The sequence below is a fragment of the Arthrobacter sp. P4_F10 genome (assembly GCF_056401435.1).
Genome location: NZ_JBFUJJ010000021.1, coordinates 1 through 23415, shown reverse-complemented (window position 1 = coordinate 23415; position 23415 = coordinate 1). Strand labels below are relative to the sequence as shown.

General features: G+C 66.4%; 19 protein-coding genes. 2 read left to right on the top strand and 17 right to left on the bottom strand.

Annotation, left to right across the window (positions count from 1 at the left end; genetic code table 11):
• Nucleotides 1-80: 80 nt before the first annotated feature.
• The 4 genes from AC1DR1_RS17300 to AC1DR1_RS17285 all read right to left on the bottom strand — a co-directional run bounded on the left by AC1DR1_RS17300 (nt 81) and on the right by AC1DR1_RS17285 (nt 5001).
• Nucleotides 81-209: an MFS transporter small subunit gene (locus tag AC1DR1_RS17300; protein WP_476992968.1), complete on the bottom strand. Its 129-nt coding sequence runs from the start codon at nt 207-209 to the stop codon at nt 81-83.
• A 1-nt stretch (nt 210) separates the two neighbouring features.
• Complete coding sequence (locus tag AC1DR1_RS17295; RefSeq protein ID WP_476992967.1) at nt 211-1605, bottom strand: OFA family MFS transporter; 1395 nt, start codon at nt 1603-1605, stop codon at nt 211-213.
• A gap of 228 nt (nt 1606-1833) precedes the next feature.
• Nucleotides 1834-4380, bottom strand: a complete 2547-nt coding sequence (locus AC1DR1_RS17290; protein ID WP_476992966.1) for a Tex family protein — start codon at nt 4378-4380, stop codon at nt 1834-1836.
• 15 nt (nt 4381-4395) lie between these two features.
• Nucleotides 4396-5001 carry an SOUL family heme-binding protein gene (locus AC1DR1_RS17285; protein WP_476992965.1) on the bottom strand — a complete coding sequence of 202 codons (606 nt, stop codon included), beginning with the start codon at nt 4999-5001 and terminating at the stop codon, nt 4396-4398.
• 140 nt (nt 5002-5141) lie between these two features.
• On the opposite strand from AC1DR1_RS17285, the gene AC1DR1_RS17280 reads away from it, so the two are divergent.
• Complete coding sequence (locus AC1DR1_RS17280; protein WP_476992964.1) at nt 5142-8771, top strand: TM0106 family RecB-like putative nuclease; 3630 nt, start codon at nt 5142-5144, stop codon at nt 8769-8771.
• Between the two features lie 307 nt (nt 8772-9078).
• Nucleotides 9079-9519, top strand: coding sequence for a hypothetical protein (locus tag AC1DR1_RS17275; protein ID WP_229994540.1), 441 nt, complete (start codon nt 9079-9081; stop codon nt 9517-9519).
• A 295-nt stretch (nt 9520-9814) separates the two neighbouring features.
• On the opposite strand, the gene AC1DR1_RS17270 is transcribed toward AC1DR1_RS17275, so the two are convergent.
• The 13 genes from AC1DR1_RS17270 to AC1DR1_RS17210 all read right to left on the bottom strand — a co-directional run bounded on the left by AC1DR1_RS17270 (nt 9815) and on the right by AC1DR1_RS17210 (nt 23336).
• Complete coding sequence (locus AC1DR1_RS17270; RefSeq protein ID WP_476992963.1) at nt 9815-10648, bottom strand: triose-phosphate isomerase family protein; 834 nt, start codon at nt 10646-10648, stop codon at nt 9815-9817.
• Between the two features lie 60 nt (nt 10649-10708).
• On the bottom strand, nt 10709-12058 hold the full coding sequence (locus AC1DR1_RS17265) for an MFS transporter (protein ID WP_476992962.1): 1350 nt from the start codon (nt 12056-12058) through the stop codon (nt 10709-10711).
• 166 nt (nt 12059-12224) lie between these two features.
• Nucleotides 12225-12353, bottom strand: coding sequence for a hypothetical protein (locus AC1DR1_RS17260; protein WP_290369378.1), 129 nt, complete (start codon nt 12351-12353; stop codon nt 12225-12227).
• Between the two features lie 12 nt (nt 12354-12365).
• Nucleotides 12366-13133: an SDR family NAD(P)-dependent oxidoreductase gene (locus AC1DR1_RS17255; protein WP_476992961.1), complete on the bottom strand. Its 768-nt coding sequence runs from the start codon at nt 13131-13133 to the stop codon at nt 12366-12368.
• 36 nt (nt 13134-13169) lie between these two features.
• Complete coding sequence (locus AC1DR1_RS17250; protein WP_476992960.1) at nt 13170-14156, bottom strand: 3-hydroxyacyl-CoA dehydrogenase family protein; 987 nt, start codon at nt 14154-14156, stop codon at nt 13170-13172.
• A 2-nt stretch (nt 14157-14158) separates the two neighbouring features.
• Nucleotides 14159-14641: a ribose-5-phosphate isomerase gene (locus AC1DR1_RS17245; RefSeq protein WP_229994545.1), complete on the bottom strand. Its 483-nt coding sequence runs from the start codon at nt 14639-14641 to the stop codon at nt 14159-14161.
• Entirely contained in the window at nt 14638-16410 is a 1773-nt protein-coding gene (gene dhaL / locus AC1DR1_RS17240) for a dihydroxyacetone kinase subunit DhaL (protein ID WP_476992959.1), read from the bottom strand. Before dhaL ends, AC1DR1_RS17245 begins: the two co-directional genes overlap by 4 nt.
• Nucleotides 16411-16547: 137 nt before the next feature.
• Nucleotides 16548-17552, bottom strand: coding sequence for a sugar phosphate isomerase/epimerase family protein (locus tag AC1DR1_RS17235; protein ID WP_476992958.1), 1005 nt, complete (start codon nt 17550-17552; stop codon nt 16548-16550).
• Between the two features lie 79 nt (nt 17553-17631).
• Nucleotides 17632-18756: a 2-hydroxyacid dehydrogenase gene (locus AC1DR1_RS17230; RefSeq protein WP_476992957.1), complete on the bottom strand. Its 1125-nt coding sequence runs from the start codon at nt 18754-18756 to the stop codon at nt 17632-17634.
• Nucleotides 18753-20093: an MFS transporter gene (locus AC1DR1_RS17225; RefSeq protein ID WP_476992956.1), complete on the bottom strand. Its 1341-nt coding sequence runs from the start codon at nt 20091-20093 to the stop codon at nt 18753-18755. The genes AC1DR1_RS17230 and AC1DR1_RS17225 overlap by 4 nt, the downstream gene beginning before the upstream one ends.
• Before the next feature lie 197 nt (nt 20094-20290).
• Nucleotides 20291-21001 (bottom strand): GntR family transcriptional regulator, encoded by a 711-nt coding sequence (locus AC1DR1_RS17220; RefSeq protein ID WP_364747663.1) that lies wholly within the window; start codon nt 20999-21001, stop codon nt 20291-20293.
• A gap of 127 nt (nt 21002-21128) precedes the next feature.
• The gene (locus AC1DR1_RS17215) at nt 21129-22199 is read right to left on the bottom strand and encodes an alkene reductase (RefSeq protein ID WP_476992955.1); all 1071 of its coding nucleotides are present in this window, start codon (nt 22197-22199) and stop codon (nt 21129-21131) included.
• A 78-nt stretch (nt 22200-22277) separates the two neighbouring features.
• Nucleotides 22278-23336: a 2,3-butanediol dehydrogenase gene (locus tag AC1DR1_RS17210; protein WP_476992954.1), complete on the bottom strand. Its 1059-nt coding sequence runs from the start codon at nt 23334-23336 to the stop codon at nt 22278-22280.
• Nucleotides 23337-23415: the final 79 nt, after the last annotated feature.

Genomic DNA, 23415 nt, shown 5'->3' with positions numbered 1-23415 from the left:
GGGTGGTGAAGGGCTCCGGCCTGGTGAACGGCACCCGAGCCACGCGCGGGTGGTCACCGGAGACTTCCGCAACCACGGTGTCAGCCAAACAGGGCCGCCACGCGGGTGAGGGTCTCGTATACGCCATACCCAAGGGGCACGCCGACCAGCGCCCACGCGATGACCAATTTTCCGGTGGACGGTGTCACCGGTGTCTGTGCAGTACTCATTTCAGGCCTCCAGGGCAGGTTCTTCGGACCGGACACGGCCGGCACGGGGTTCGTGGAATCGCGCCTCGACCGGCGTGACCAGCAGGTTCGCCACGAACCCGATCACCAGCAGCCCCACCATGGTCAGCAAGGCCGGCTGGTAGGACGCGGCGTTGAGCGCGCCGGGCTTGCCCTGCGCGTCCAGGAACGCGTTGACGATCAGCGGGCCGGCGACGCCGGCCGCGGACCAGGCAGTCAGGAGACGGCCGTGGATGGCACCGACCTGGAAGGTACCGAATAGGTCGCGGAGGTAGGCGGGGGCGGTCGCGAACCCGCCGCCGTAGAAGGAGATGATGACGAATGCGAGGGCGACGTACAGGACGGTCGTCGTCGAGCCGGCCAGCGCCAGCACGGTGTAAAGCAACGCGCCGACGCCGAGGAAGACCATGTAGATGCGCTTGCGGCCGGTGACATCGGAGATCGCCGACCAGGCAAAACGGCCCGACATGTTGCCGATGGACAGGAGCCCCACGAAGCCGGCGGCCACAGCGGCGCTGGCCAGGGAGGTGCCGTCGGTCTGGCGGAAGAAGTCCTGGATCATCGGAGCGGCCTGTTCAAGGATGCCGATGCCTGCCGTGACATTGCAGAACAAGGCGATCCACACGAGCCAGAACTGTCTGGTCTTGACCGCGTTCCTGGCGGAGACATTCTCCGTGGTGACCAGGGAGGCGGCTTTGACCTTGGCCGGGTCGAAGCCTGCCGGCTTCCATCCCTCGGCCGGGACCTTGATGGTGAAGGCGCCGAACATCATGTAGGCCAGATAGACCACGGCGAGGGTCAGGAAGAGCTTGCCCACGGATTCGCCGCTGGCCACCCAGCCCTTGGCGCCGGAGTTGGGATCGTACATCTTGAGCAGTGCCGTGGAGACTGGGCTGGCAATCAGGGCGCCGCCGCCGAATCCCATGATGGCCATGCCGGTGGCGAGTCCGGGACGGTCGGGGAACCATTTGATCAGGGTGGAGACCGKGGAGATGTAGCCGATCCCCAGGCCAATGCCGCCGACGACGCCGTAGCCGAGGTAGACGAGCGAGAGCTGGTGGCTGAAGATGCCCAGCGAGCCGATCAGGAAGCCGCTGGCCCAGAACGCGGCGGAGGTGAACATCGCCTTCCGGGGCCCGTTCTTGTCCACCCACGTGCCCATGATGGCGGCCGAGAGGCCCAGCATCACGATCGCGATGGAGAAGATCACGCCGACCTCGGTCAGGCTGGCGCCGAAGTGCTTCACCAACGCGGTCTTGTAGACGCTGGTCGCGTAGGCCTGTCCGATGCACAGGTGCACGGCAAGGGCTGCTGGGGGTACGAGCCACCGGTTGAATCCCGGCGGGGCAATGGTTCGTTCGCGGTCCAGCCAGCCCATGTATGCTCCCCTGCTCGTCAACGACATCGGTGTCCAGCACATTGCAGCGACGGTCCTCTGCCAGGGCCTCTGACCGAGCTTCCGGCAGAGCTTCCGGCAGAGGGCCGTTGCCTCCGGCAATCATGGTGCAAGATCGTCAGTAAACGTACTAGTTATGCGCCAAGCGGTAGGGAATCCGCGACGAACGGTAGGTCCGGGGGCGGCGGGGGCAGCCGCACCCTGGGAGCGCTACTTGCCCAGACCGGCCCTCCGGAGTGCCTCGGCCATCGCTGTGTTGACGGGCGACGGCGGCGGCGTCGACTTCTGCGGTTGTCGGGCGGGCGTCCGCCGGTCGGGCGCCGGTTTCCCGGACGGCTGCTTCGACGGCGTCTGCGGCGCCGACTGCCGCGGACGTTCCGCCCGCGAGTCTGCACGTCCGCCGGCCGCACGATCGCCGGAGGCACGTCCGCCCGCCGCACGATCGCCGGAGGCTGCCGGTTCGTCGTCGAGCCTTAATGTCAGCGAGATGCGCTTCCGCTCCGGATCCGCTTCCAGGACTTTGACCCGGACCACCTGCCCGGATTTGACCACCTCGCGGGGGTCGGAGACGAACCGGTTGGCCAGCGCGGACACGTGCACGAGCCCGTCCTGGTGCACGCCGACGTCGACGAACGCACCGAACGCCGCCACGTTGGTCACGGTGCCCTCCAGCACCATGCCGGGCCTCAGGTCCGAGATCTTCTCGATGCCTTCAGAGAAAGCTGCCGCCGCGAAGGCCGGACGCGGGTCACGGCCGGGCTTCTCGAGTTCGGCGATGATGTCCTGCACGGTGGGCAGGCCGAAGGAGCCGTCCACGAAGTCCTGCGGGTTCAGTGCCGCATAGCTTCCAGAGGCCGGTGCCTTCCCGGCGGCCGCCTTGATTTTCCGGGCCACCGGGTAAGCCTCGGGGTGCACGCTGGAGGCATCCAGCGGCTCCGCTCCCCCAGTGATCCGCAGGAAGCCCGCACACTGCTCAAACGCCTTGGCGCCCAGCCGCGGGACCTTCTTCAGCTCGCTGCGCTTGTTGAATGGCCCATGCTCGTTCCGGTACGCCACGATGTTCTCGCTCAGCAGCGGCCCCACGCCGGCCACCCGGCTCAGCAGTGCCGGCGAGGCGGTGTTGACGTCCACGCCCACCGCGTTCACGCAGTCCTCGACGACGGCGTCCAGGCTGCGGTCCAGCTTCGCGGCCGTGACGTCGTGCTGGTACTGCCCGACGCCGATCGACTTCGGCTCGATCTTCACGAGCTCCGCGAGCGGGTCCTGCAGCCGCCGCGCGATCGAAACGGCGCCGCGCAAGGATACGTCCATGCCGGGAAGCTCGGCCGCGGCGAGCGCCGACGCCGAATACACGGACGCTCCGGCCTCGGACACCACGATCTTCTGCGGTTTGGCGTGCAGGTTGGCAGAGTCCGAGGCGGGCGCTAGCTGTTTCAGCAGTTCGGCGGCGAGCTTGTCCGTCTCCCGTGACGCCGTACCGTTCCCGATCGCGACGAGTTCGACGCCGTGCCTCTTCGCCAGGCCCACGAGGGTCCGCAGCGCCTCGTCCCATTTCCGGGCCGGGGCGTGCGGGTAAACGGTGTCCGTCGCAACCACCTTGCCGGTACCATCCACCACCGCGACCTTCACGCCGGTCCGGAGTCCCGGGTCCAGGCCCAGGGTGGCACGGTTCCCGGCCGGCGCGGCGAGCAGCACGTCGCGCAGGTTGGCGGCGAAGACGCGCACGGCCTCGTCCTCGGCGGCGGCGAACATCCGGCTCCGCAGATCAGCCGTCAGCCGGGCCAGCACCCGTGAGCGCCAGGCCAGCTGCGCGGTCTGCAGCAGCCAGGCGTCGGCGGGCCGGCCACGGTCGGCAACCCCGAGGAACCTGGCCACAGCGGCCTCGTACCGGCCGCGCGCGGCGGTGAGGGCGGCGCCGTCGTTCGGTTCAGCCTCGGCGAGCTCCAGCTCCAGCGCCCCGTCCTTCTCGCCCCGCAACAGCGCCAGGACGCGGTGCGATGGCATGCCGGCCGGCTGCTGGGAGAACTCGAAGTAGTCCTTGAACTTCTGGCCCTCGGCTTCCTTGCCCTTCTTCACGCGGGACACCATCCGGCCCTGTGTCCAGAGCCGTTCCCGGAGTGTGGCGGCCAGGTCGGCATCTTGGGCAACGCGTTCCACCAGGATGGAGCGGGCACCGGCGAGGGCCGCCGCGGAGTCCCCGATCGAGTGTTCGGCGTTGAGGTATTTGGCGGCTTCGCGGTCCGGGTCCAGTTCCGGGCGCTTGAGCAGGGCGTCGGCGAGCGGCTCCAGCCCGGCTTCGCGGGCGATCTGAGCCTTCGTGCGCCGCTTGGTTTTGAACGGGAGGTAGATGTCCTCCAGCCGCGACTTGGTGTCGGCGCCGACGACGGCGGCCTGCAGTTCCGGGGTCAGCGCACCCTGGGCGGCGATCGCTTCGAGGATGCTCCGGCGGCGGTCCTCGAGCTCGCGCAAGTAGCGCAGCCGCTCCTCCAACTCGCGGAGCTGGGTGTCGTCCAGGGTTCCGGTCGCTTCCTTGCGGTAGCGGGCGATGAACGGCACGGTGGAGCCGGCGTCGAGCAGGTCCACGGCAGCCTTGACCTGCCAGGGAAGGACGCCGAGTTCGCCGGCGATCTGGGCGGCGATGCCGGACTCCTGCGTGTGCGGCGTGCCGGGCTGTGGTGAGCCGGTCTTCGGCGAGGGGCCGGAGGCGGGCGAGACGGGTGAGGCGGGGCGCTGCGGGTGTTGGGTCACCCAAACCATTTTGCCTTACCCCGGTCAGCGGCCGGGCTCGCCCGGAGGAGTAAAGGGCTCCTGCACGTCCTGAACAACTTCGTTGCGGCGCAGGAACCACGGCTTGAACGGCGGATCAAAACGGGCGAATCGTGGCGGCCCCACAGCCTTCAGCCCGGCTAGCTTCAGTGCCTCCTGGAGGCCATCGTTTCGCCGTACAAAGGCCGCCTCCGACCCGCTGCCTGAGAACCGAAGGGCACCTGCCAGGGAACCTGGCTGGGCCCGGACTCTAACGTCGGGGTTCGCCGGGACCGGCGCCGTCTCCGCCGTCACCCCAGCGGGGAGCACAAAGGCCACGATGAAATCAGCGGGCTCTGCACTTCCCGGCAGCGGGCCGCTTTGCAATACCGGCGCGGTCATCGCCAGCTTTTGCGACGGCCCGGGCCCCTGGATCACCGGGGCCGTCATCGCCAGCTTCCGTTGCGCCGTGTTGCTGCCGCTGATGTAGTTGAACAGGTGCCGGAAGGCAGCATTCCCGGCGCGGTCGAAGGTCGCTTTGACCTCTATTTCCGCCACGGCGTACGCGGGATAGCGGCGCAGCTCGAAGTGCGCGTAGCGCTGGACCAGCTCATACGGTTGCTGTTCGGTCATAGTCCTCAGACCCTACGCCGGTCCTGCGACAGGAACCAGAGGGGCATTGCCTGGTTCCTGTCCCGTGTTTGACTGTCAGAGGGCTTTGATAGCTTGAATAGCGGAGGCACCAACAACGGGGCACCAGCAACGGGGGCACAGTGTTTTTTCTTGAACCTGAGGTACCGGGCTCATCACCGGATCTGGTCTACTCCGCGAGCGACCTCGTGGTGGCAGCGAGTTGCGAGTATCAGCTGCTGCGCAAACTCGACGAGAAGCTGGGCCGGTCCCCCAGGGCTACGTTCGAAGACGACGAGATGCTCAAGCATGCAGCGGTGTTGGGTGAGCTCCACGAGCGCAAGGTCCTCGGCGGTTTCGTGGCGGAGTTTGGCGACTGGGATCCGGCCACCGGGCACGGCGTGTACGACGTCGTCCCGGCCGAGGCCATGGACCGCGCCACGCTGGCGGCCAAGCACGCCGAGTCCATTGGGGCGCTGCGCGCGGGAGCCGACGTCGTCTTCCAGGCCGCCTTCTTCGACGGCCAGTTCCACGGCCGCTCCGACTTCCTCGTGCGGCAGTCCGACGGTAGCTACGCCGTGTTCGACACCAAGCTCGCCCGCCACGCAAAGGTGACGGCTCTGCTCCAGCTGGCCGCCTACGGCGACCAGCTGCTGAAGGCCGGGATCCCGGTGGACCCGGCGGTGACACTCGTCCTTGGCTCGACGGTGCAGCTGCCCGGCGGCGGATTCGACTACGTGCGAAGCCACCACAAACTCTCCGAGATCCTGCCGGTTTTCCGCGAGCGCCGCGAGCGTTTCCTCGCGCTGACCGCCGCGCACATCGCACAGCCGGGAACAGTGGGCTGGGGCGCGCCCGGGCTCACCGCCTGTGGCCGCTGCGATTACTGCCAGGAGCAAGTCAAAGCCACCGACGATCTCCTCCTCGTGGCCCGGATGAACTCCGTGCAGCGCAAGAACCTCCACGAACGTGGGATTAGTTCAGTCACTGACCTGGCGCAAGCGACCCTCACCAAGCCCACCCCTACGCTCCTGCGCCTGCAGGAACAGGCGCGGATGCAGAGCGGCGTTGGCCCTGCCGACGGCGAAGTCTGCTACCGCAAGGACGGCGAAGAGCACACCATCCGCTACGGCGTCCTGCCCGGGAACACCTTGGCCGAGCTGCCCCCACCGAGCCGGGGCGATATTTTCTTCGACTTCGAAGGCGATCCGCTGTGGCAGGACCGCGCCACGGGAGTGTGGGGGCTCGAGTACCTGTTCGGCGTGATTGAGGCGCCCACCGAGCCCGGCAGTCCGGGGATTTTCCGGCCATTCTGGGCCCACAGCCGGGAGGCGGAGAAGCAGGCGTTCCTCGATTTCCTTGACTACGTCGAGAAACGCCGGCGGGACCACCCGGACATGCACGTCTACCACTACGCACCGTATGAAAAAACGGCGCTTCGAAAACTCTCGGTGATGCACGTTGCCGGGGAGGACATCGTGGACGAGTGGCTCCGCGAAGGCCTGCTGGTGGACCTGTACCAAACGGTCCGGAACAGCATCAGGATCTCCGAGAACTCTTACAGCATCAAGAAGCTCGAGCCGCTCTACATGCGGGCGAACCTTCGAACTGGCGAAGTGAAGGATGCCGGCGCCTCCGTGATTGCCTATGCACGGTTCTGCGACGCGAGGGACAATGAGCGGCCCGACGAAGCGACCACAATCCTCGCCGGGATCTCCGACTACAACGAATACGACTGCCTCTCCACGCTGGAGCTCCGGAACTGGCTGCTCGGGCTGGCCAAGGAACGCCGGCCGGAGCCGCACGGCGCGGAGGCGGGCGCGGCGTCCGGCGCGGAGGACGGCGCGGAGGCGGGCTTAGAGGACGGCCCCGACGACGACGGCTCGGCACGAGCCGATGCCGCGCTGGCCCCGGCTGAGCTGGCACTGATGGAATTTGCTGAGCCGGGCAGCGGCCTGTCCGAGGACGACCGTAAGGCCGTCGCCATGCTGGCCGCGGCCGTGAGCTATCACCGCCGGGAGCGCAAGTCGTTCTGGTGGGCGCACTTCGACCGGTGTGAGCACGGTCCGGACACGCACGAACGGGACCGGAACGTTTTCCTCGTCGAATCCGCGGAACTCCTCGACGACTGGCAACAGACGGGGACCAAACTTCCGGAGCGGCGGGTCAAGCTGACCGGCTCCGTGAGTCCCGGGTCGGACCTCCGCGAGGGCAGCAAGTGGTTCCGCATGTACGAGCTGCCTCTTCCCGCCGGGCTGGAGGGTACCGGCAAGAACGGAACCGGGCGGAGCGGATGGTTCGGCACGGAGGTCCTGGAGCTGGGGCATGAGGACGGCAAGGACACCGTCATCATCCGGGACCGGCTGCACCGGAAGATACCGCCCTACAATGACCTCCCCATTGCGCTGACGGAAGACCAACCCCTCGCCACCAAGAGCCTCGAGCAAGCACTGGCAGCCCTCGCTGACACGGTGGTCGCCGGCCTGGGGTCCGGCTCCCTCCCCCGCCATCCTGCGCTTGACCTCGTCCGGCGTCAGCCGCCGAGGCTGGCCGCCGGAGCTTCACTGCCGCAGCCTGGTGCCGGACCGGACCGCTTCATTGAAGCCATCACGGCGGCCGTGCTGGCCCTTGACCACTCCTACCTGGCGGTGCAGGGTCCGCCCGGAACGGGCAAGACCCATGTGGGGTCCCACGTCATCGCCCGGCTCGTGGCCCGCGGCTGGAAAATCGGCGTCGTCGGCCAGTCGCACGCGGTGGTGGAGAACCTGCTGAAGACCGCTGTCACGAAGGCCGGGGTCGACCCGGCGCGCGTGGCCAAAGACGTGAAGCACAACGACGCCCTGCCGTGGGCCCGGCGCACCGGCAAGGACGTTGCGGAGCTGCTGGGTGCGCCTGGAGGCGCCCTCGTCGGTGGCACGGCGTGGACCATGACCGGCACCACCGTCCCGGCCGGCTCCCTGGACCTCCTGGTGATTGACGAGGCCGGCCAGTTCTCGCTGGCCAACACCCTTGCCGTGGCCCAGGCCAGCAGCCGGCTGCTCTTGCTCGGCGACCCGCAGCAGCTGCCGCAGGTCAGCCAGGGCAGGCACCCCGAGCCGGTCGACGAGTCTGCCCTGGGCTGGATTTCCGCAGGCCACGCCACGTTGCCGCCCGAGCTTGGCTACTTCTTGGCCGACTCGTGGCGGATGAACTCAGAGCTGTGCCTGGCCGTCTCGGAGTTGTCCTACGAAGGCCGGTTACGTTCCGCCCCGCCCGCGGATCTGCGCCGTCTGGAGGGTGTGCCCGCGGGGATTGAGACGGTGATGGTGCCGCACAGCGGGAACACGACGTCGTCGGCCGAGGAGGCTGCCGAGGTCGTCGGGCAGGTGCGCCGCCATTTGGGCCTTTCCTGGCACACCGCAGACGGAGCCCGGCCATTGGAGGCGGCCGACATCCTGGTGGTGGCTGCCTACAACGCACAGGTCAACGTCATTCGCGATGCCCTGGACGCCGCGAATCTCTCCGGCGTGCGGGTGGGGACCGTGGATAAGTTCCAGGGCCAGGAGGCCGCGGTCGTGATTGTGTCCATGGCATGTTCTGCGGTGGCCGAGGCTCCGCGGGGCATGGAGTTCCTGCTCTCGCGGAACCGGATCAATGTGGCGGTGTCCCGCGGCCAATGGCGTGCCGTGATCGTCCGCGCGCCCGAACTGACCAACTACCTCCCCGCCCACCCCGAGGGTCTGGAGCAGCTGGGCGGCTTCATCGGCCTGTGCCAGAGGTCAGTGGCCTCCTGAGTTTCGGAGTGCTATCGAGGACGGGCTCACTCCCACCGGGGTTCCGGCCAAATACGACGCCAAGATCAGCCCGAATTCCTGGAGCCCGGAATGAAAAAATGGAGTGCTGCACTTGTTGCTGCAAACACGGTAACTCCCGGTTCCCCGGATCCGACCAGGTCGGGAAACTTCGGCAGATAGCAATCATGAAAAATCATCGTTTGGAGTAATGACAGGAAGCACTCCTTGCTGTGATGATAGTCGTGGCTCGGCCCACTGGCTGGAGTTCAATGGGGCTGGCACTTCGCTAGCCTGGGGGGAGATTTGCATGTTTAGAGTCGAAAAAACCGAGGACAATCTGGTGCCTCGAGTCGCAGATGCCGACGCCGGTGTATATCTCGAGTGGTTAGTAACAGGAAGCCCCTACACCACCGAAGTTTTCGAGCTGCTAAATGCAAGCGGCGGAATCCCTTTTACCACGTCGCGAGAACACGTCGTTGACCCTGAAAGTGGACTTAAGTTCACACTGTTCAAATTTATCACCTTTGGCAGTGCCCCCCGAGCTCAAAGTAGGGCTAAGCATCTAGTCAATCGCACATTCGACGACGACAACGAAAAGCAATATTGGATGAAAATTGCCGTGGAGGCGCTGCTAGTCTTTGGAACTGCTTTCAATGGCTTAGAGGCACCCTATAAGGGGTTCACGCGTGTTGAATTTAATAATCGCATCTACACTCTTGAGCATTTTGGATACACGTTGGGCAAATAATAAAGCTGCAGAGGCCGAGAGTGCGGTTAAGTAACTTATATAAAGCTTGCGGATGCCCTCATGGCGTTTGGCAACCTTGGTGAAAACATTACATCTGCCGCTTTTGAGAATTTAGTCCGCCAGCCCAACCTTTAACGCCAACAGTCGGCACAAGGGTGTCCTGCCCAATCCTCAGGGCCAAGGCTGGACATGTCCCTCGGTGATTCACAACCTGTCCGCGGTTATTCATGGCAATCCTTTGGACATGCCCATTCTTAGCCGCCAGCAGTGAGCACAATGGCATCCTGCCCACTCTTCAGGACCAAGGCTGAACATGTCCCACGGTGGTTGGTGCCGGCGCGTGGAGACCTTCGGCCAGCAGGAGTGCCTCATCCAGCACCGCGCCAAAATTCGCGGGATCGTGCGCAAACCGGCCCAGGAACAGGCCCGAGACGCCTTCAAGGGTTGGCAGCAGTCCCGGCTTGGCCGAGCCCCCGTAGATGACCGGCGATCCTGGCACGCCAGCCACGGCGAGCTGAGCCCGGAGCCGCTGGACGACGGCGGACACGTAGGAAGCGTCCGCCGGCTCCGCCGCACCAATAGCCCAGACCGGTTCGTAGGCCACCACCAGCCGGCCGGCCAGGTCCCAGTCGCCGTCGACGGCCGACTCGATCTGGCGGTGCACAAAGTCCGCGGCGGCGGCGGGCTCCCCGCGCTCAGTCTCCCCCACGCACAGCAGCGGCGTCAGCCCGGCGTCGTCCGCGGCCCGGACCTTGAGGGCCACCATGGCGTCGTCCTCGTTGAAATGCCGCCGGCGTTCGGCGTGACCGATCTCCACGAGCCGCACGCCGAGTTCCACGAGCATGGACGGCGCCACTTCCCCAGTCCAGGGCCCGTCCGCCCAGCCGCAGTTCTGGGCTCCGAGCAAGAGTGGCGAACCGGTCAGGAGCCGGGCCGCCGCGGGCAGGACGGGGAAAGACGGAATGACAAACGGGACAACCCGCCCGGCCGCGAGGGCCGGACGGGCGTCCACTTCGTGCCGCAGCCGCTCCAGCCAGGCCAAGCTGTCCCGGTAGCCGAGATACATCTTGGTGCTGACCCCCACCAGGATCTGGTTGCTGGAGGTCTGGCTACTGGGGTTCTGCTGCATGTGTTGGTGCTTTCTGCTGGATCCAGTTGATGGGCGCTGGAAGGCGGGGGCTGGGAGGCCTTACTGCTCCAGCAGTTCGTCGGCTTTGTTCTTGAAGCGGCGGGTCGCGAACATCATGGCCGCTGCCAGGAACGGGAGCACGCCGAGGGCGTAGACGCCCATGGTGCCCGTGTCCGAGGCGGTGATCTGGTTGACCGAGGTCCGCAGGATCGGCGCCACGAAGCCGCCGAGGTTTCCGAGCGAGTTGATCAGGCCGATGCCCGCGGCCGCGGCCGTTCCGGTGAGGAACGCCGTCGGGTAGGACCAGGCGATGGGGCCGATGGAAAGGAAGGAGCACACGGCCAGGGTGATGAAGATGATGCCGAGTGCCGGAATGTGGTTTGCGCCGGCCCACGCGGAGCCGAAGATGCAGAGACCGGTGGAGATGAACAGCCCAGTGCCCCAGACCCGGCGGCGGACTACCGTGTTGGCGGCCTTGCCGATGAAGTAACAGGCAAAGATGCCGAAGAACCACGGGATGGCTGCCATCAGTCCGACGGCGATGCCCACCTTCTGCCCGGTCAGCTGGGCCACCTGCTGCGGCAGGTAGAACGTGACGCCATAGACGGCGATCTGCAGGCAGAAGTAGATGATGGTGAAGTACCAGACCTTGCCATTCTTCATGGCGGCCAGGACGCCGCGCGGCCCGGACTCTTCCTTGACGGTGTCCTCGAGCGCCATGACTTCCAGGAGCGCGCGCTTCTCGCCCTTGTCCAGGAATTTGGCATCCTGCGGGCTGTTGATCAGGAAGAAGTACGCGGCGATGCCGGCGATGACCGCCAGCATGCCTTCGACGAAGAACATGACCTGCCAGCCCTGGACCCCGGGGACCTGGTCGCCGATGTTGATCAGCCAGCCGGAGAGCGGGGCGCCCAGCATCTGGGAGAACGGCTGGGCCAGGTAGAAGATGGCGAACATCTTGACGCGGACCTTGTTGGGGAACCACGCGGCCAGGAACATGATGACGCCGGGGAACAGCCCGGCCTCGGTGACACCCAGCAGGAACCGCAGGATGATGAAGGACGTCTCGCCCTGGACGAACGCGAAGCAGGCAGAGACGATGCCCCAGGTAATGGCGATGCGGGCCAGCCACACCTTCGCCCCGAACTTGGTCAGGAGCAGGTTGCTCGGGATTTCAAACAGGGCGTAGCCGATGAAGAAGATCCCGGCGCCCAGGGCGTAGGCCCCGGCGGTGATGCCCTTGTCCACGCCGAGAGCGGCCTCGGCGAAGCCCACGTTGGTGCGGTCCAGGAAGGCGACCACATAGAGGATCACCAGCATGGGCATGAGCCGGCGGGAGGCCTTGGAGATAGCCGATTTAAGGACTGGCGTCTCCAGTAGGTCCCGGGTGGACGTTGTTGTTACGGTCATCAAAAAACTCCTCGTCGAGCAATCAGTGGTGTAACTCAGTGGGGTAAATCAGTTGCGTGGAGAGCGGCCGGATCCGGCCAGGTCAAGTGAGGCCAGCCCAACTGAGGCCAGGCCAAAATCCGGCCTGGCCAAATGAGGCCAGGCCGGATCCGGCCGGGAACAACTTCTAGCGTGAAAAAGCCATCATCAGGACGCCCGCCAGGCAGGCCAGGATCCCGACGGCGAGGTAGATCTTCCGTCCCTTGCTCCAGGCCGCGAATCCGGAGGCAGCGGGGGTTTGGCTGTGTTGTGCCACGATGCTTCTTCCTTAGTGCATGTAGAGTCCGCCATCCACATTCAGCGTCTGGCCGGAGATGTAACCGGCGTCCTCGCTGATGAGGAAGGCGATGGCTGCTGCGATGTCCCGGGTGGAGCCAACGCGGTTGACCACGAGGTCTTTGGTGAGTTCGTCCTTGCGTTCATCGCTGAGGGTGCCGCCCATGATGTCGGTGTCGATGGGGCCCGGTGAGATGGCGTTGACCGTAATGTCGTATTCGCCCAGTTCGCGGGCCGTGGCCCGGGTCAGGCCGATCACGCCGGCCTTCGCCACCGAGTACGGCGTCTTGGAGAACGTGCCGCCGCCGCGCTGCGCGGAGACAGAGGAGATGTTCACGATGCGCCCGATCCTGTTCTTCACCATGGATTCTGCGACGCGGCGCGTGGCGTAGTGGACGCCGTTGAGGTTGATGTTGAGCACGCGGTCCCACTCGGCGGCATCGAGCTCCAGATAGGGAACCGGCGAGCTGACACCTGCCACGTTGGCGAGCGCAACGATCTGCGGCAGCTCCGCCTCGATGGCGTCGATTGCCGCGCGGACCGAGCTTTCGTCGGAAACGTTGGCGCCGGCGCCGAAGGCCTTGACGCCGTGCTCGGCGGCCAGTTCCTTGGCCGCGGCCTTGCAGAGTGCGTCATCGAGATCGATGATGCCGATGTTCCAGCCCTGGGCCGCCAGGTAGCTGGCGGTGGCGCGGCCGATGCCTCGCTCGGACACTGCGCCGGTGATGATGGCAGTGCGTTCTGCGGGGAAAGTGCTCATTGGAAGGCTCCTGAAGTGAAAGTGGAAGGTGCGGACTCAGTTGATGGGAGCGGGGCCGAGCTCGTCGATGAGCTTCTGCATGGCCACGTACGCCTTGTTCCGGTACGCGATCAGTTCCGGCGTGCGCTCCGCCGGGACGTTCAGGAAGCCAGCTCCGGTTTTGGTGCCCAGCTTTCCGGCCTCCACCAGCTCGGTGAGGATCTTCGGGGTGGCGAACCGTTCCGGGAAGTCGGTCTGGAGCGACTTGTAGCAGAAGTTGTAGACGTCCAGTCCGGCCATGTCGGCGATCGCGAAGGGCCCGAAGAACGGCAGACGGAAGCCGAAGGTGGTCCGGACCAGGGTGTCGACGTCTTCCGCGGTCGCGATTTCCTGCTCCACCAGCTGGGCGGCCTCGTGGAACAGCGCGTACTGGAGCCGGTTGAGCACGAATCCGGTCACGTCCTTGACGACGGCGGTCTGCTTGTTGGCCGCATGCACGAGGTCGCGGACGGCGCCGACAGTGGCTGCCGAGGTACCGGCGTGAGGGATGATTTCCACACCTGGGATGAAGGGCGACGGGTTGGAGAAGTGCACGCCCAGGAAGCGTTCCGGATTGGTGACCGGCTCGGACAGGTCCGCGATGGAGATCGTGGACGTGTTGGAGCCGATGATGGCATCCGGGCGGGCAGCCGCACTGATGCGGGCGAGGGTCTGGTGCTTGATCTCGATGACCTCGGGGACAGCTTCTTCGATGAAGTCCGCGTCCGCCACGGCTTCCTCGATGTCCTTGGCGGCCCAGAGGTTTTCCTTCAGGATGGCGGTGGAGCCTTCCGGGAAAAGCCCCGCGGCAACGAATTCGTCAGATTCGGCCAGGAGCCGCTCGTAGTTCTTCAGGGCGACTTCGGCGGACACGTCCGCCAGTGCAACCCGGCCGCCGCCGAGAGCCAGGACCTGCGCGATCCCGCCGCCCATGTAGCCGGAGCCGACGACGGCGATCTTGCGGGCGGCGTTGATGGCCGCTGCGGTAGCTGTTGATTCGGTCATGTTCAGACTGCCTTCGTGTATTCGGGCTCGTACGAGCAGATGGCGTCCACCTTCGCGGCGGAAGAGGAGTTTTCGTCGAAGCGGTGGCTCAGCCATTCGCCCACGAGCTTCTTGGCGAGTTCCAGCCCGATGACGCGCTGCCCCATGGTGAGCACCTGGGCGTTGTTGCTCAGGACCGACCGTTCCACGGAGTAGCTGTCGTGGGCGGTGACAGCGCGGATGCCGGGGACCTTGTTGGCCGCGATGGCCACACCCAGGCCGGTGCCGCAGATCAGCAGCGCCCGGTCGGCTTCGCCCTCGGCGATTTTGCGGGCCGCGTCGACAGCCACGTGCGGGTAGGCGGTGGAGTCGTCGGGTCCGACGCCGATATCCAGCACGGAGGCGACGCGGGGGTCGGCTTCGAGCAGCGCCTTCAGGGCGTTCTTGTATTCGACGCCGGCCTCATCGTTGCCGACGACGATGCGCCAGCCTGCTGTTGTGCTCATGCTTGTGCTCCTTGTTCCGCCGGCTCGGAAGTAGCGAGCCGGGTTCCTGTGCTGGAAGTGTCGGTGTGTGCAGAAATCCGGGTGGCGATGAGTGCGAAAGACACCGCACCGGGGTCGGGGTGGCCGAGGCTCTTTTCCGCGAGGGGGCGGGCCCGGCCCTTGAGCGGACGCAACCCGGAGGTCGCCTCCGCGGCGGCCGTGGCGGCTTCCGCTGCCGCGGCGAGGGAGGCAGCCACTGGGGTGCCGGCGTCGAACGCGGTGAGGAAGGCGTTCCGGAACGGCACGAGGGCGTCCACCATGGTCTTGTCGCCCAGTTCGGCCTTGCCGAGCTCGGTGATCGCGTCAACGAAGGCCGTGACCGCGGCAGCCGCGTCCTCGCCGCTGTAGCTGTCCTGGTTGCCCAGGGCCTGTCCGGCCGCGATGATCGCCGAGCCCCAGAGTGCGCCCGAGGTGCCGCCGGCGCGTTCGCTCCAGGCCTCCCCTGCAGCGGTCAGGATGCGCGACGGCGAGGCGCCGCCGTCGTTCGCCGCAGCCTGCTCAGCCGCAGTGACTGCCGCGTCCACGCCGCGGCGCATGCCGATGCCGTGGTCGCCGTCGCCGGCGATCGCATCCAGCCGGCCGAGTTCTTCCTCATGCTCAATGATCACGTTCTGCGTCTGGCCGAGCAGGTCGGCAGCCAGCCGGCCAAGGGCTGCCGCCGCTGCGGTGGGGCGCTCGACGTCGGCGGTCTCGGCGGCTTCGGGACCGGCGAGCTCGCGGCGGGCACGGGGCGCCAGGTTTCCCTTGCGGAACGCCGGGGTGTCCGCCGGGGCGGCCCAGTACTGCTCGAGTTCCTCGTCCAGCCACAGCAGGGTCAGGGACAGGCCGGACATGTCCAGGCTGGTGACGAGCTCGCCGCATTCGGGCTCCACCACGGTGAGCCCGGCTGCGGTGAGGAGCTTCTCGATCTTGCCGAACAGCAGGAAGAGCTCGTCGTACTTGACCGTGCCGAGGCCGTTGACGATTGCGACCACGCGGGTGCCGGCGTCGTCTGGCTTGTCGGCCAGGAGCCGGCCGACCAGGAGTTCGGCCAGTTCTGAGGCGGTGGGCATGGGGTGATCGGAGATGCCCGGTTCGCCGTGGATGCCCAGGCCGAGGGACATATGCCCCGCCGGGACAGTGAACAGCGGCGCGTCCGCCCCGGGCAGGGTGCAGCCGTCGAAGGCCACGCCGAGGGAGCGGGTGCGGTAGTTGGTCCGGATGGCCAGCCGTTCGACGTCGTCCAGGCTCAGTCCGGCCTCGGCGGCGGCGCCGGCGATCTTGAAGACTGTCAGGTCCCCGGCGATGCCGCGGCGCTTCTCGATCTGGTCCAGCGGGGCGCTGGCGATGTCGTCGGTGACCAGGACTGTGCGGGTTTCAATGCCTTCGGCGTTGAGCCGCAGTTGGGCCTGCCCGAAGTGCAGGACGTCGCCGGCGTAGTTGCCGTAGCTCAGCAGCACGCCGCCGCCGGCGTTGGCGGCCTTGGCCACGCGGTAGACCTGGCCGGCCGCGGGCGAGGCGAACATGTTGCCGCAGGCCGAGGCGGTGGCCAGGCCCGGCCCGACGAGGCCGGCGAAGGCCGGGTAGTGCCCGGAGCCGCCGCCGACCACCAGGGCGACCTGCCCGGCCGGGACCTCGGTGGAGCGGACGACGCCGCCGTCGACACGGGCAACGTAGCCGCGGTTGGCCGCAACGAAGCCGTCCAGTGCCTCATCCGCGAAATCAGCGGGATTGTCGAAGATCTGGGTCATGGTTCCTCATTGAATCCGTGTTGGAGAAGTATTGCTGGGGGTAGATCTGGGGTGGTGCGGCCGCCCCCAAATGGCTTGACGGCCGCACCAGGCGCCAGCTTCAGGCGCCAGGGTTAGGCACCGGGTCAGACGCCGGGTCAGACGCTGGCAAGTGCCGTGGCTGCGGGCTGCTGCCGGCCCTGGGCCACCTGGCTCTGGCCGAGGGCGTAGCCGTCGGCCTTCGGCAGGACCTGGCGGCGGAGGTAGTCCTGGTTGCTGGCCGTAACGCTGAGCCCGTCGCCGCCGTAGTGCTCGGTGCACAGGATGCCCTGGAAGCCGACGGAAAGCGCCACCTTGAACGCCTCGCGGTAGTTGATGAGGCCGCTTTCCATCGGTGCCGGCATCGCGACGTAGGTGTCCCGGGCCACGTCCTCGTCGCGGATGTAGTTCTTCATGTGCCAGTAGTTGGAGTACGGGAGGGTCTTGGCCACCATCTCGCGCCAGTCCTCGATCGGGCGGTGGAGCCGGATGAGGTTTCCGATGTCAGGGTTGATGCCGACGTTGGCCAGGCCGATGTCGTGGACCAGCTGGACCGAAGAATCCGCGGTGCCGAGGTACGTGTCCTCGTACATTTCGAGCGAGAGCAGGACGCCGACCTCGGCCGCGTGCTGGCCGAGTTCCCGCAGGCGGGTCACAGCCTTGCCCCAGGTTTCCTTATCCCCCACCGGGTCCTTGTAGCCTTCGACGGTCCAGAACCAGAGCTGTTTCTGCTGCTCGGCGGTGATGGCCTGGTGCAGTCCGAAGGAGACGACCTCGCAGCCAAGCTCGGCCGCGGCGTCGATGGTGCGGTGGCTGTACGCCAGGTTGGCTTCCCAGTTGGCTGCCTCGATGACGCTGCGGCGGATGGCCGAGATGACGGGGATGCCGATGCCCACGTTGTCCGCAGTCTGCTTGAACTCGGCAAGGCGGGCGGAGCTCAGGTCGCCGGGGCGTACCCAGCTGTCCGTGAGGTCGGCGTTGGCAAAGCCGGCGTCCTTGACCTCGGTGAGGACCTCGGCCCAGGCGGAGGCGTCGGCGTCGTTGATGTGGTTACCCTGCGCGTCGGTTCCCGGGAACTGCAGGAGCGCTGCGGTGATGGGCCAGTTTTCGGCTGTATAAGCCATGGGGGTTCACTCCTTCGTGGAATCCTGTTTCCTATAGGATTTACTATCTGGGGGGATGTTGTCAAGGTCACATCCCGGGTTACGCGCGCTTTGCGGCGAATGCCGCGGTTGCGAAGACCTCCGGATTCAGGACGTTGGCAGGGCGCTCCCCCGCCGCGACGGCCAGGATCGATCCAATGGCGCTGGCCGCGACGTCCCGGGTGAAATCCTCGGTCCAGCACAGGGAATGCGGCGACAGCACCACGTTGTCCAAGGTCAGTAGCTCGTCATTGGGAAGCAGGGGTTCCGGCTCAAAGACGTCCAGGCCGGCGCCGGCGATCCGGCCGTCCCGCAGGGCGTCCCGGAGGGCATCCGTGTCCACGAGCTTTCCGCGGCCGATATTGATCAGGTAGGCGCTGGGCTTCATCCGGGCCAACGCGGCGGCGTCTATCAGCTTTTCGGTCGCTGGGGTCAGTGCGGCACAGAGGACAACGTAGTCCGAGCGCTCCAGGAGCTCGTTCAGGCCAAGCAGCTCGACGCCGAGCCCGGCGGCCTCCGCATGGCGGCCGCTGCGGTTGTTGCCCACCACGTTCATCCCGAGCGGGGCCAGCAGGCGGGCAAGCTCAGCGCCCACGCTGCCGAAGCCCACGATGCCGACCGTCTGGCCCACGAGCGGCGCGCCGCGGTAGTGCTCGCGCTGCGCCCAGTCAGAGGTCCGGGTCAGCCTGTCCTTGGCCAGGAGCTTGTGCGAGAGCGCCAGGAGCAGCGTCAGCCCCGCCACCGCCAACGGCCGCCGGATCGCATCCGGGGTGTTGGTGACAACGACGCCGGCGCGGATGCAGGCGTCCAAATCGATGGTTTCGTAGCCGGCCCCGAACCGGGCGATCAGCCTCAGGTCCGGAGCGTGGTCCACGGTGCGTGAATCGAAAGCGATGTGTCCCAGTGACAGAACGGCCTGGACCCCGGCGAGGTCGGGCAGCGGAACCGGGTCTGTGTAGCTGGGCAGGACGTTCCAGCTGATGCCATTCTCAGTGAGTCGTTGCAGCCCCAGGTCGCCGTGGATGGAGCTGCCGTCCGTCCGGGCGGCGTCGGCCGTGACGGCCACGGTGAACGGCGGGCGGGCGGTTCCCGCTGTGATGGTTTCCGCCGTGGTGGTTCCCGCCGCCGGGGCGGTCGCCGAGTTGGCGACCGCCGTCGTGGTCAATGCATTTGTTGCTGCGCTCATGCGTCGGTTCGGCTTTCTGCCTGCGTTGCTGCGGTCTTGTCCTTGATGGGTTCGCGGACCAGCACCGTGTAAGCCACGGCGGCCAGGGCCGCGATGATGCCGCCGATAACGAACGACGGCGCGTAGGAGCCGGTGGCATCGGCGATCACGCCGGTGAGCAGCGGGGCAAAGGCGCCGCCGAAGTAGCCGCCGAAGTTCTGGATGGCACCGACCGAGGCAACCTGGGAGTTATCCACGATGTCGCCGGGCATGGCCCAGGCGGCCGCCTGCATGGTGGCGACGAAGCCCAGCGCCACCGTCATGACAGCGATGGCGAGCGGAAGGGAATCCACGAACGGGATGAGGCAGATCAGGATGCCGGCCGCGACGGCGGCTACGGACATCACGTGGCGCTTGGCCAGCAGCGGATCGCGGCCTGCCTTCTTCGAGTAACGTGTCATGACCCAGCCGCCGGTGATGCCGAGGATGGCTGCGCCGAGGTACGGGACGGCGGCGAGCCAGCCGGAGCTGGCGATGCTGGCACCGCGTTCTTCCTGCAGGTAGAGCGGCAGGAAGACGATGAAGATGTTCCAGATCCAGATGACGCAGAAGAAGCCGGCCATCATGCCCCAGATTTGGCGGTGCTTGAAAAGTCCGAGCCACGAGACTTTCTTGGCAGTCAGGAGCTGGGTGGTGCGCTGGCTTTCGATGTAGTCCAGTTCCTTGGAGCTGATGCGTTTGTGCTCTTCGGGAGCGCGGTAGTAAAGGAAGAAGGCCAGCGCCAGCACGAGGCCTGCGACGCCGAGGAATACGAAGATGGCCTGCCAGCCGAAGGCGAGCATGATGGCGGTCAGGACGGGCGGCGCGATGGCGGGTCCCCATTTGGACCCGCTATCCCAGATGGCGGTGGCCTGTCCGCGCTCGGCCCGGGGGAACCAGTCAGCGGTGAGCTTGGCCGACGCCGGCCCGTTCGGGGCTTCGGTGATGCCGAGCAGGAAGCGGAAGGTGATGAACTGCCACATCTTGGTGCCGACGGCCATCAGCGCTGTCGCGATGCTCCAGCCCGCGATCGCCAGGAAGTACATCCGGCGGGCGCCCAGCTTGTCCACGAGCCAGCCCGCGGGCAGCTGGGCAAAAGCGTAGGTCCAGGAGAACACCGTGCCCAGGAGGCCAATGTCCGTGCGGGTCATTCCGAAGTCTTTGATCAGTTGCGGCGCGGCGATAGAGATCGCGCTGCGGTCCATGTAGTTGATGATGCCGGCGGCCAGCGCCCAGCCGAGGATCCACCACCGCAGATTCTTGATGGTGCGGCGTGTCGCTGACTCCTTGGGCCCTGCGGCCAAAGTTTCTGTTTGCACTCTTCACTCCCTCGTGACTCCCCATGCCGGCACCGTAGCCGTCACAATCGAAGATCCTATAGGGTCTTCTATCTACTGTGAAGGGGGTCACAAAAAAGCTTTTACAGGAGTCTGCAGCGGCCGTCCGCGGGGCCGTCCGCGGGGCCGTCCGCGGGGCTGTCTGCGGTGCCGCCTGCGGACCGACTGCGGAACGGAGTTTATTCGGCGGGAGCGTCCGCGATGGCGCGGCCGCGCACCTTCCGCACGTGCTCGGCCATGGCAGCTGCGGCCTTCTCCGGGTCGCCCGTGGAAAGCGCGTCCAGGACCGCCTGGTGCTCGGCGATGGCCTGCTCCGCGTCGGTGATGCCCACGCCGCCGAACAGGCGGAAGCGCTGGACCTGCCCGCCGAGGGCCGCATAGGCAGCCACCATGAACTGGTTGCCGGTCTGCTCCGCGATCAACCGGTGGAACCGCTCATCGGCTTCCAGATAGTCGCGGTATTCGGCAAACGACGGGCCGCGCGGCGCCTTCTTGAGGTCGGCGACAGCCCTGGCCAGCTCGGCTTGGTGCGCCGGTGTCTGCCGGGCGCACGCCAGGCGGGCATTGACGGGCTCGATGGCCAGCCGCGCTTCCATGAGTTCGGCGAAGTCCTCCCGGGTGAACATCGGCGCCACCCGGTAGCCCTTGAGCGCGACACGGCGGACCATTCCGGTGTGTTCGAGCCGGGCAAGCGCCTCGCGCACCGGCGTCGGGGAAACATCGAGCTCCCTGGCGGTGCCATCGATGCTCACAGCGGCCCCGGGTTCGAGCCGCCCGTCCATCAGTGATGCCAAAAGCTCCTCGTAGACGTGGTCGGCGAGGACCTGGCGGCTGACGGGACGGCCCGCGTAGTGGCCCTCAGGGCGACTCCCGGAGGAAGCTGGTTGCATCTTCAGATCCTATAGGACGCCGGACATGCCCATTCTTTAACGCGAAGAAGAGTGGGCAGAACGGTGTTCTGCCCACTCTTCGTTGCCACGGCTGGACATGTCCAGCGGTGGCGGTGCTGGCGCTGCCTTAGTTCTGGTAGGCCGGGTAGTCGGTGTAGCCCTCGGGGCCGTCGGTGTAGAACGTGGCCGGATTCGCCTCGTTGACCGGCAGGCCTTCGCGCCAGCGGCGGACCAGGTCCGGGTTGGCGATGGCGGGGCGTCCGACGACGACGGCGTCAGCGTGGCCGTCTGCGACCAGCGCGGTCGCCTCGTCGCGTGTGGTGACGATGCCGAAGCCGGTGTTGATCAGGAACGTTCCGTTGAACCGTGCGCGCAGGTCCTGGACCAGCTCGCTGGTGGGGTCCTTGTGCAGGATGCTGAGGTAGGCCAGCTTCAGCGGAGCCAGAGCGTCCACGAGGTGGGCGTAGGTGGCCCGGACATCTGCTGCGTCGAGTTCGAGGGCACCTTGAACATTGTGCTCCGGCGAAATGCGGATGCCGACACGATCCGCGCCGATGGCGTCCACCACGGCCTGGGTCACTTCAATCACGAAGCGCGCCCGGTTCTCCGGGGAGCCGCCGTAGACGTCGTCGCGCTGGTTGGCGGCCGGAGTGAGGAACTCGTGCAGAAGGTAACCGTTGGCCGAGTGAAGCTCGACGCCGTCGAATCCTGCCTCCACTGCCTTGCGGGAGGCCGTCACGAATTCCTGGACGATGCCCGGCAGTTCCTCGGTGGCCAGGGCGCGCGGGACAGGGAACGCCTTCTTGCCTTCGTACGTGCGGGTCTCGCCGTCGATGGCAATGGCACTGGGGGCGACTACCTCGTAGCCACCGGTGGTGTCCTGGTGGGTAACCCGGCCGGCGTGCATGACCTGGGCGAAGATGCGGCCGCCCTCAGCGTGCACGGCGGCTGTGACGTTGGCCCAGCCCTTGAGCTGCTCGTCGGTCACGAGCCCGGGCTGGCCCGGGAAGCCTCGGCCTGCGTGGCTGGGGTACGTGCCCTCACTGACGATCAGGCCGAGCGAGGCGCGCTGGCGGTAGTGCTGGACCACCAGCGGGCCGGGGATTCCTTCTTTGCCGGAGCGGACGCGGGTAAGCGGCGCCATGACGAGTCGGTTGGGCAGCTCCAGCTCGCCGAGGGTCATCGGGGAAAACAGCATGCGCAGTTCCTTTCACAATGGATTGGTTCGTTGAACGTAACTGCACAGCGTTTGCAACTATTCCATCTGAGACTCGAATCACGACGGGTGGACGATAATCTTCACCGCAGTGTCGTTGTGGTTGATCAGCGTGTCGAACCCCTTATCCACCAAGTCGTCCAGGGCGATTCTCCCGGTGATGAAGGGCTTCAGGTCTACTTTTCCTTCCTGGACGAGCTTGATGGCCGCTTCATGGTCGCCGCAGTATGCAATGGTGCCGCGCAGATCAATTTCCTTCAGCACCACTTTCTGCATATCCACTGTGGCCGGGTGTCCCCAGATCGAGACGTTCACGACGACCCCCGCCGGCTTCACGACGTCGAGCATCGTGTCCAACACGGCATTCACGCCGGCACATTCAAACGCCGCATTGGCCCCCGCGCCGTTGGTCAGTTCCAGCACGCGCGCCTTGACGTCGTCGGCACTGGGGTCGAGAACGTGATCCGCGACCCCCGACGAAGCCGCCTTCTCCTTGCGGGCGGCCGACAGCTCAGTAACGATCGTGGTGATGCCGATGCCTTTGAGGACCGCGGCGGTCAGGAGCCCGATGGGTCCGGCACCCCCGACGACGGCGACGTCCCCGGCTGTGAGGCCGCTCCTGCCGACGGCGTGGTACGCCACCGCGAGGGGTTCGATAAGTGCGGCCTCGTCCAGGGGGATGTCGCCGACAGGGTGCACCCACCGAGTGTCGACAACGATTTTCTCGCTCAAGCCGCCACCACCGCCCGCCAAACCGATGAAGCCCAACTTGGTGCACAGGTTGTAGTGTCCGCTGAGGCAGGGACCGCATTCATTGCAGACGACGTACGGTTCAACGACGACGTTGTCTCCGACGGCCAGGCCGGTGACACCTTCCCCGAACTCCTCGATAGTGCCGGAGAACTCGTGTCCCAGGGTGACCGGGGCGGCCTCGTGGGTAAGCCCGTGGGGGTGGCCGGGCGGCGGGGTGAAAATTGGTCCTTCGAGGAATTCATGGAGGTCGGTGCCGCAGATACCGCACCAGGCCACGGCGATCTTCACCGTTCCCGGACGCAGCTCGGGCTCTTGAATTTCCTCGATCCGGAGATCCTCGCGGGCGTGGAATCGTGCTGCTTTCATGGGGTTTCACCTTCGGATTCCAGGCCGTGGATGCGCCCGATCAGACGCATCCACGGAATGTCGTTGGTTTTCAAAGAAG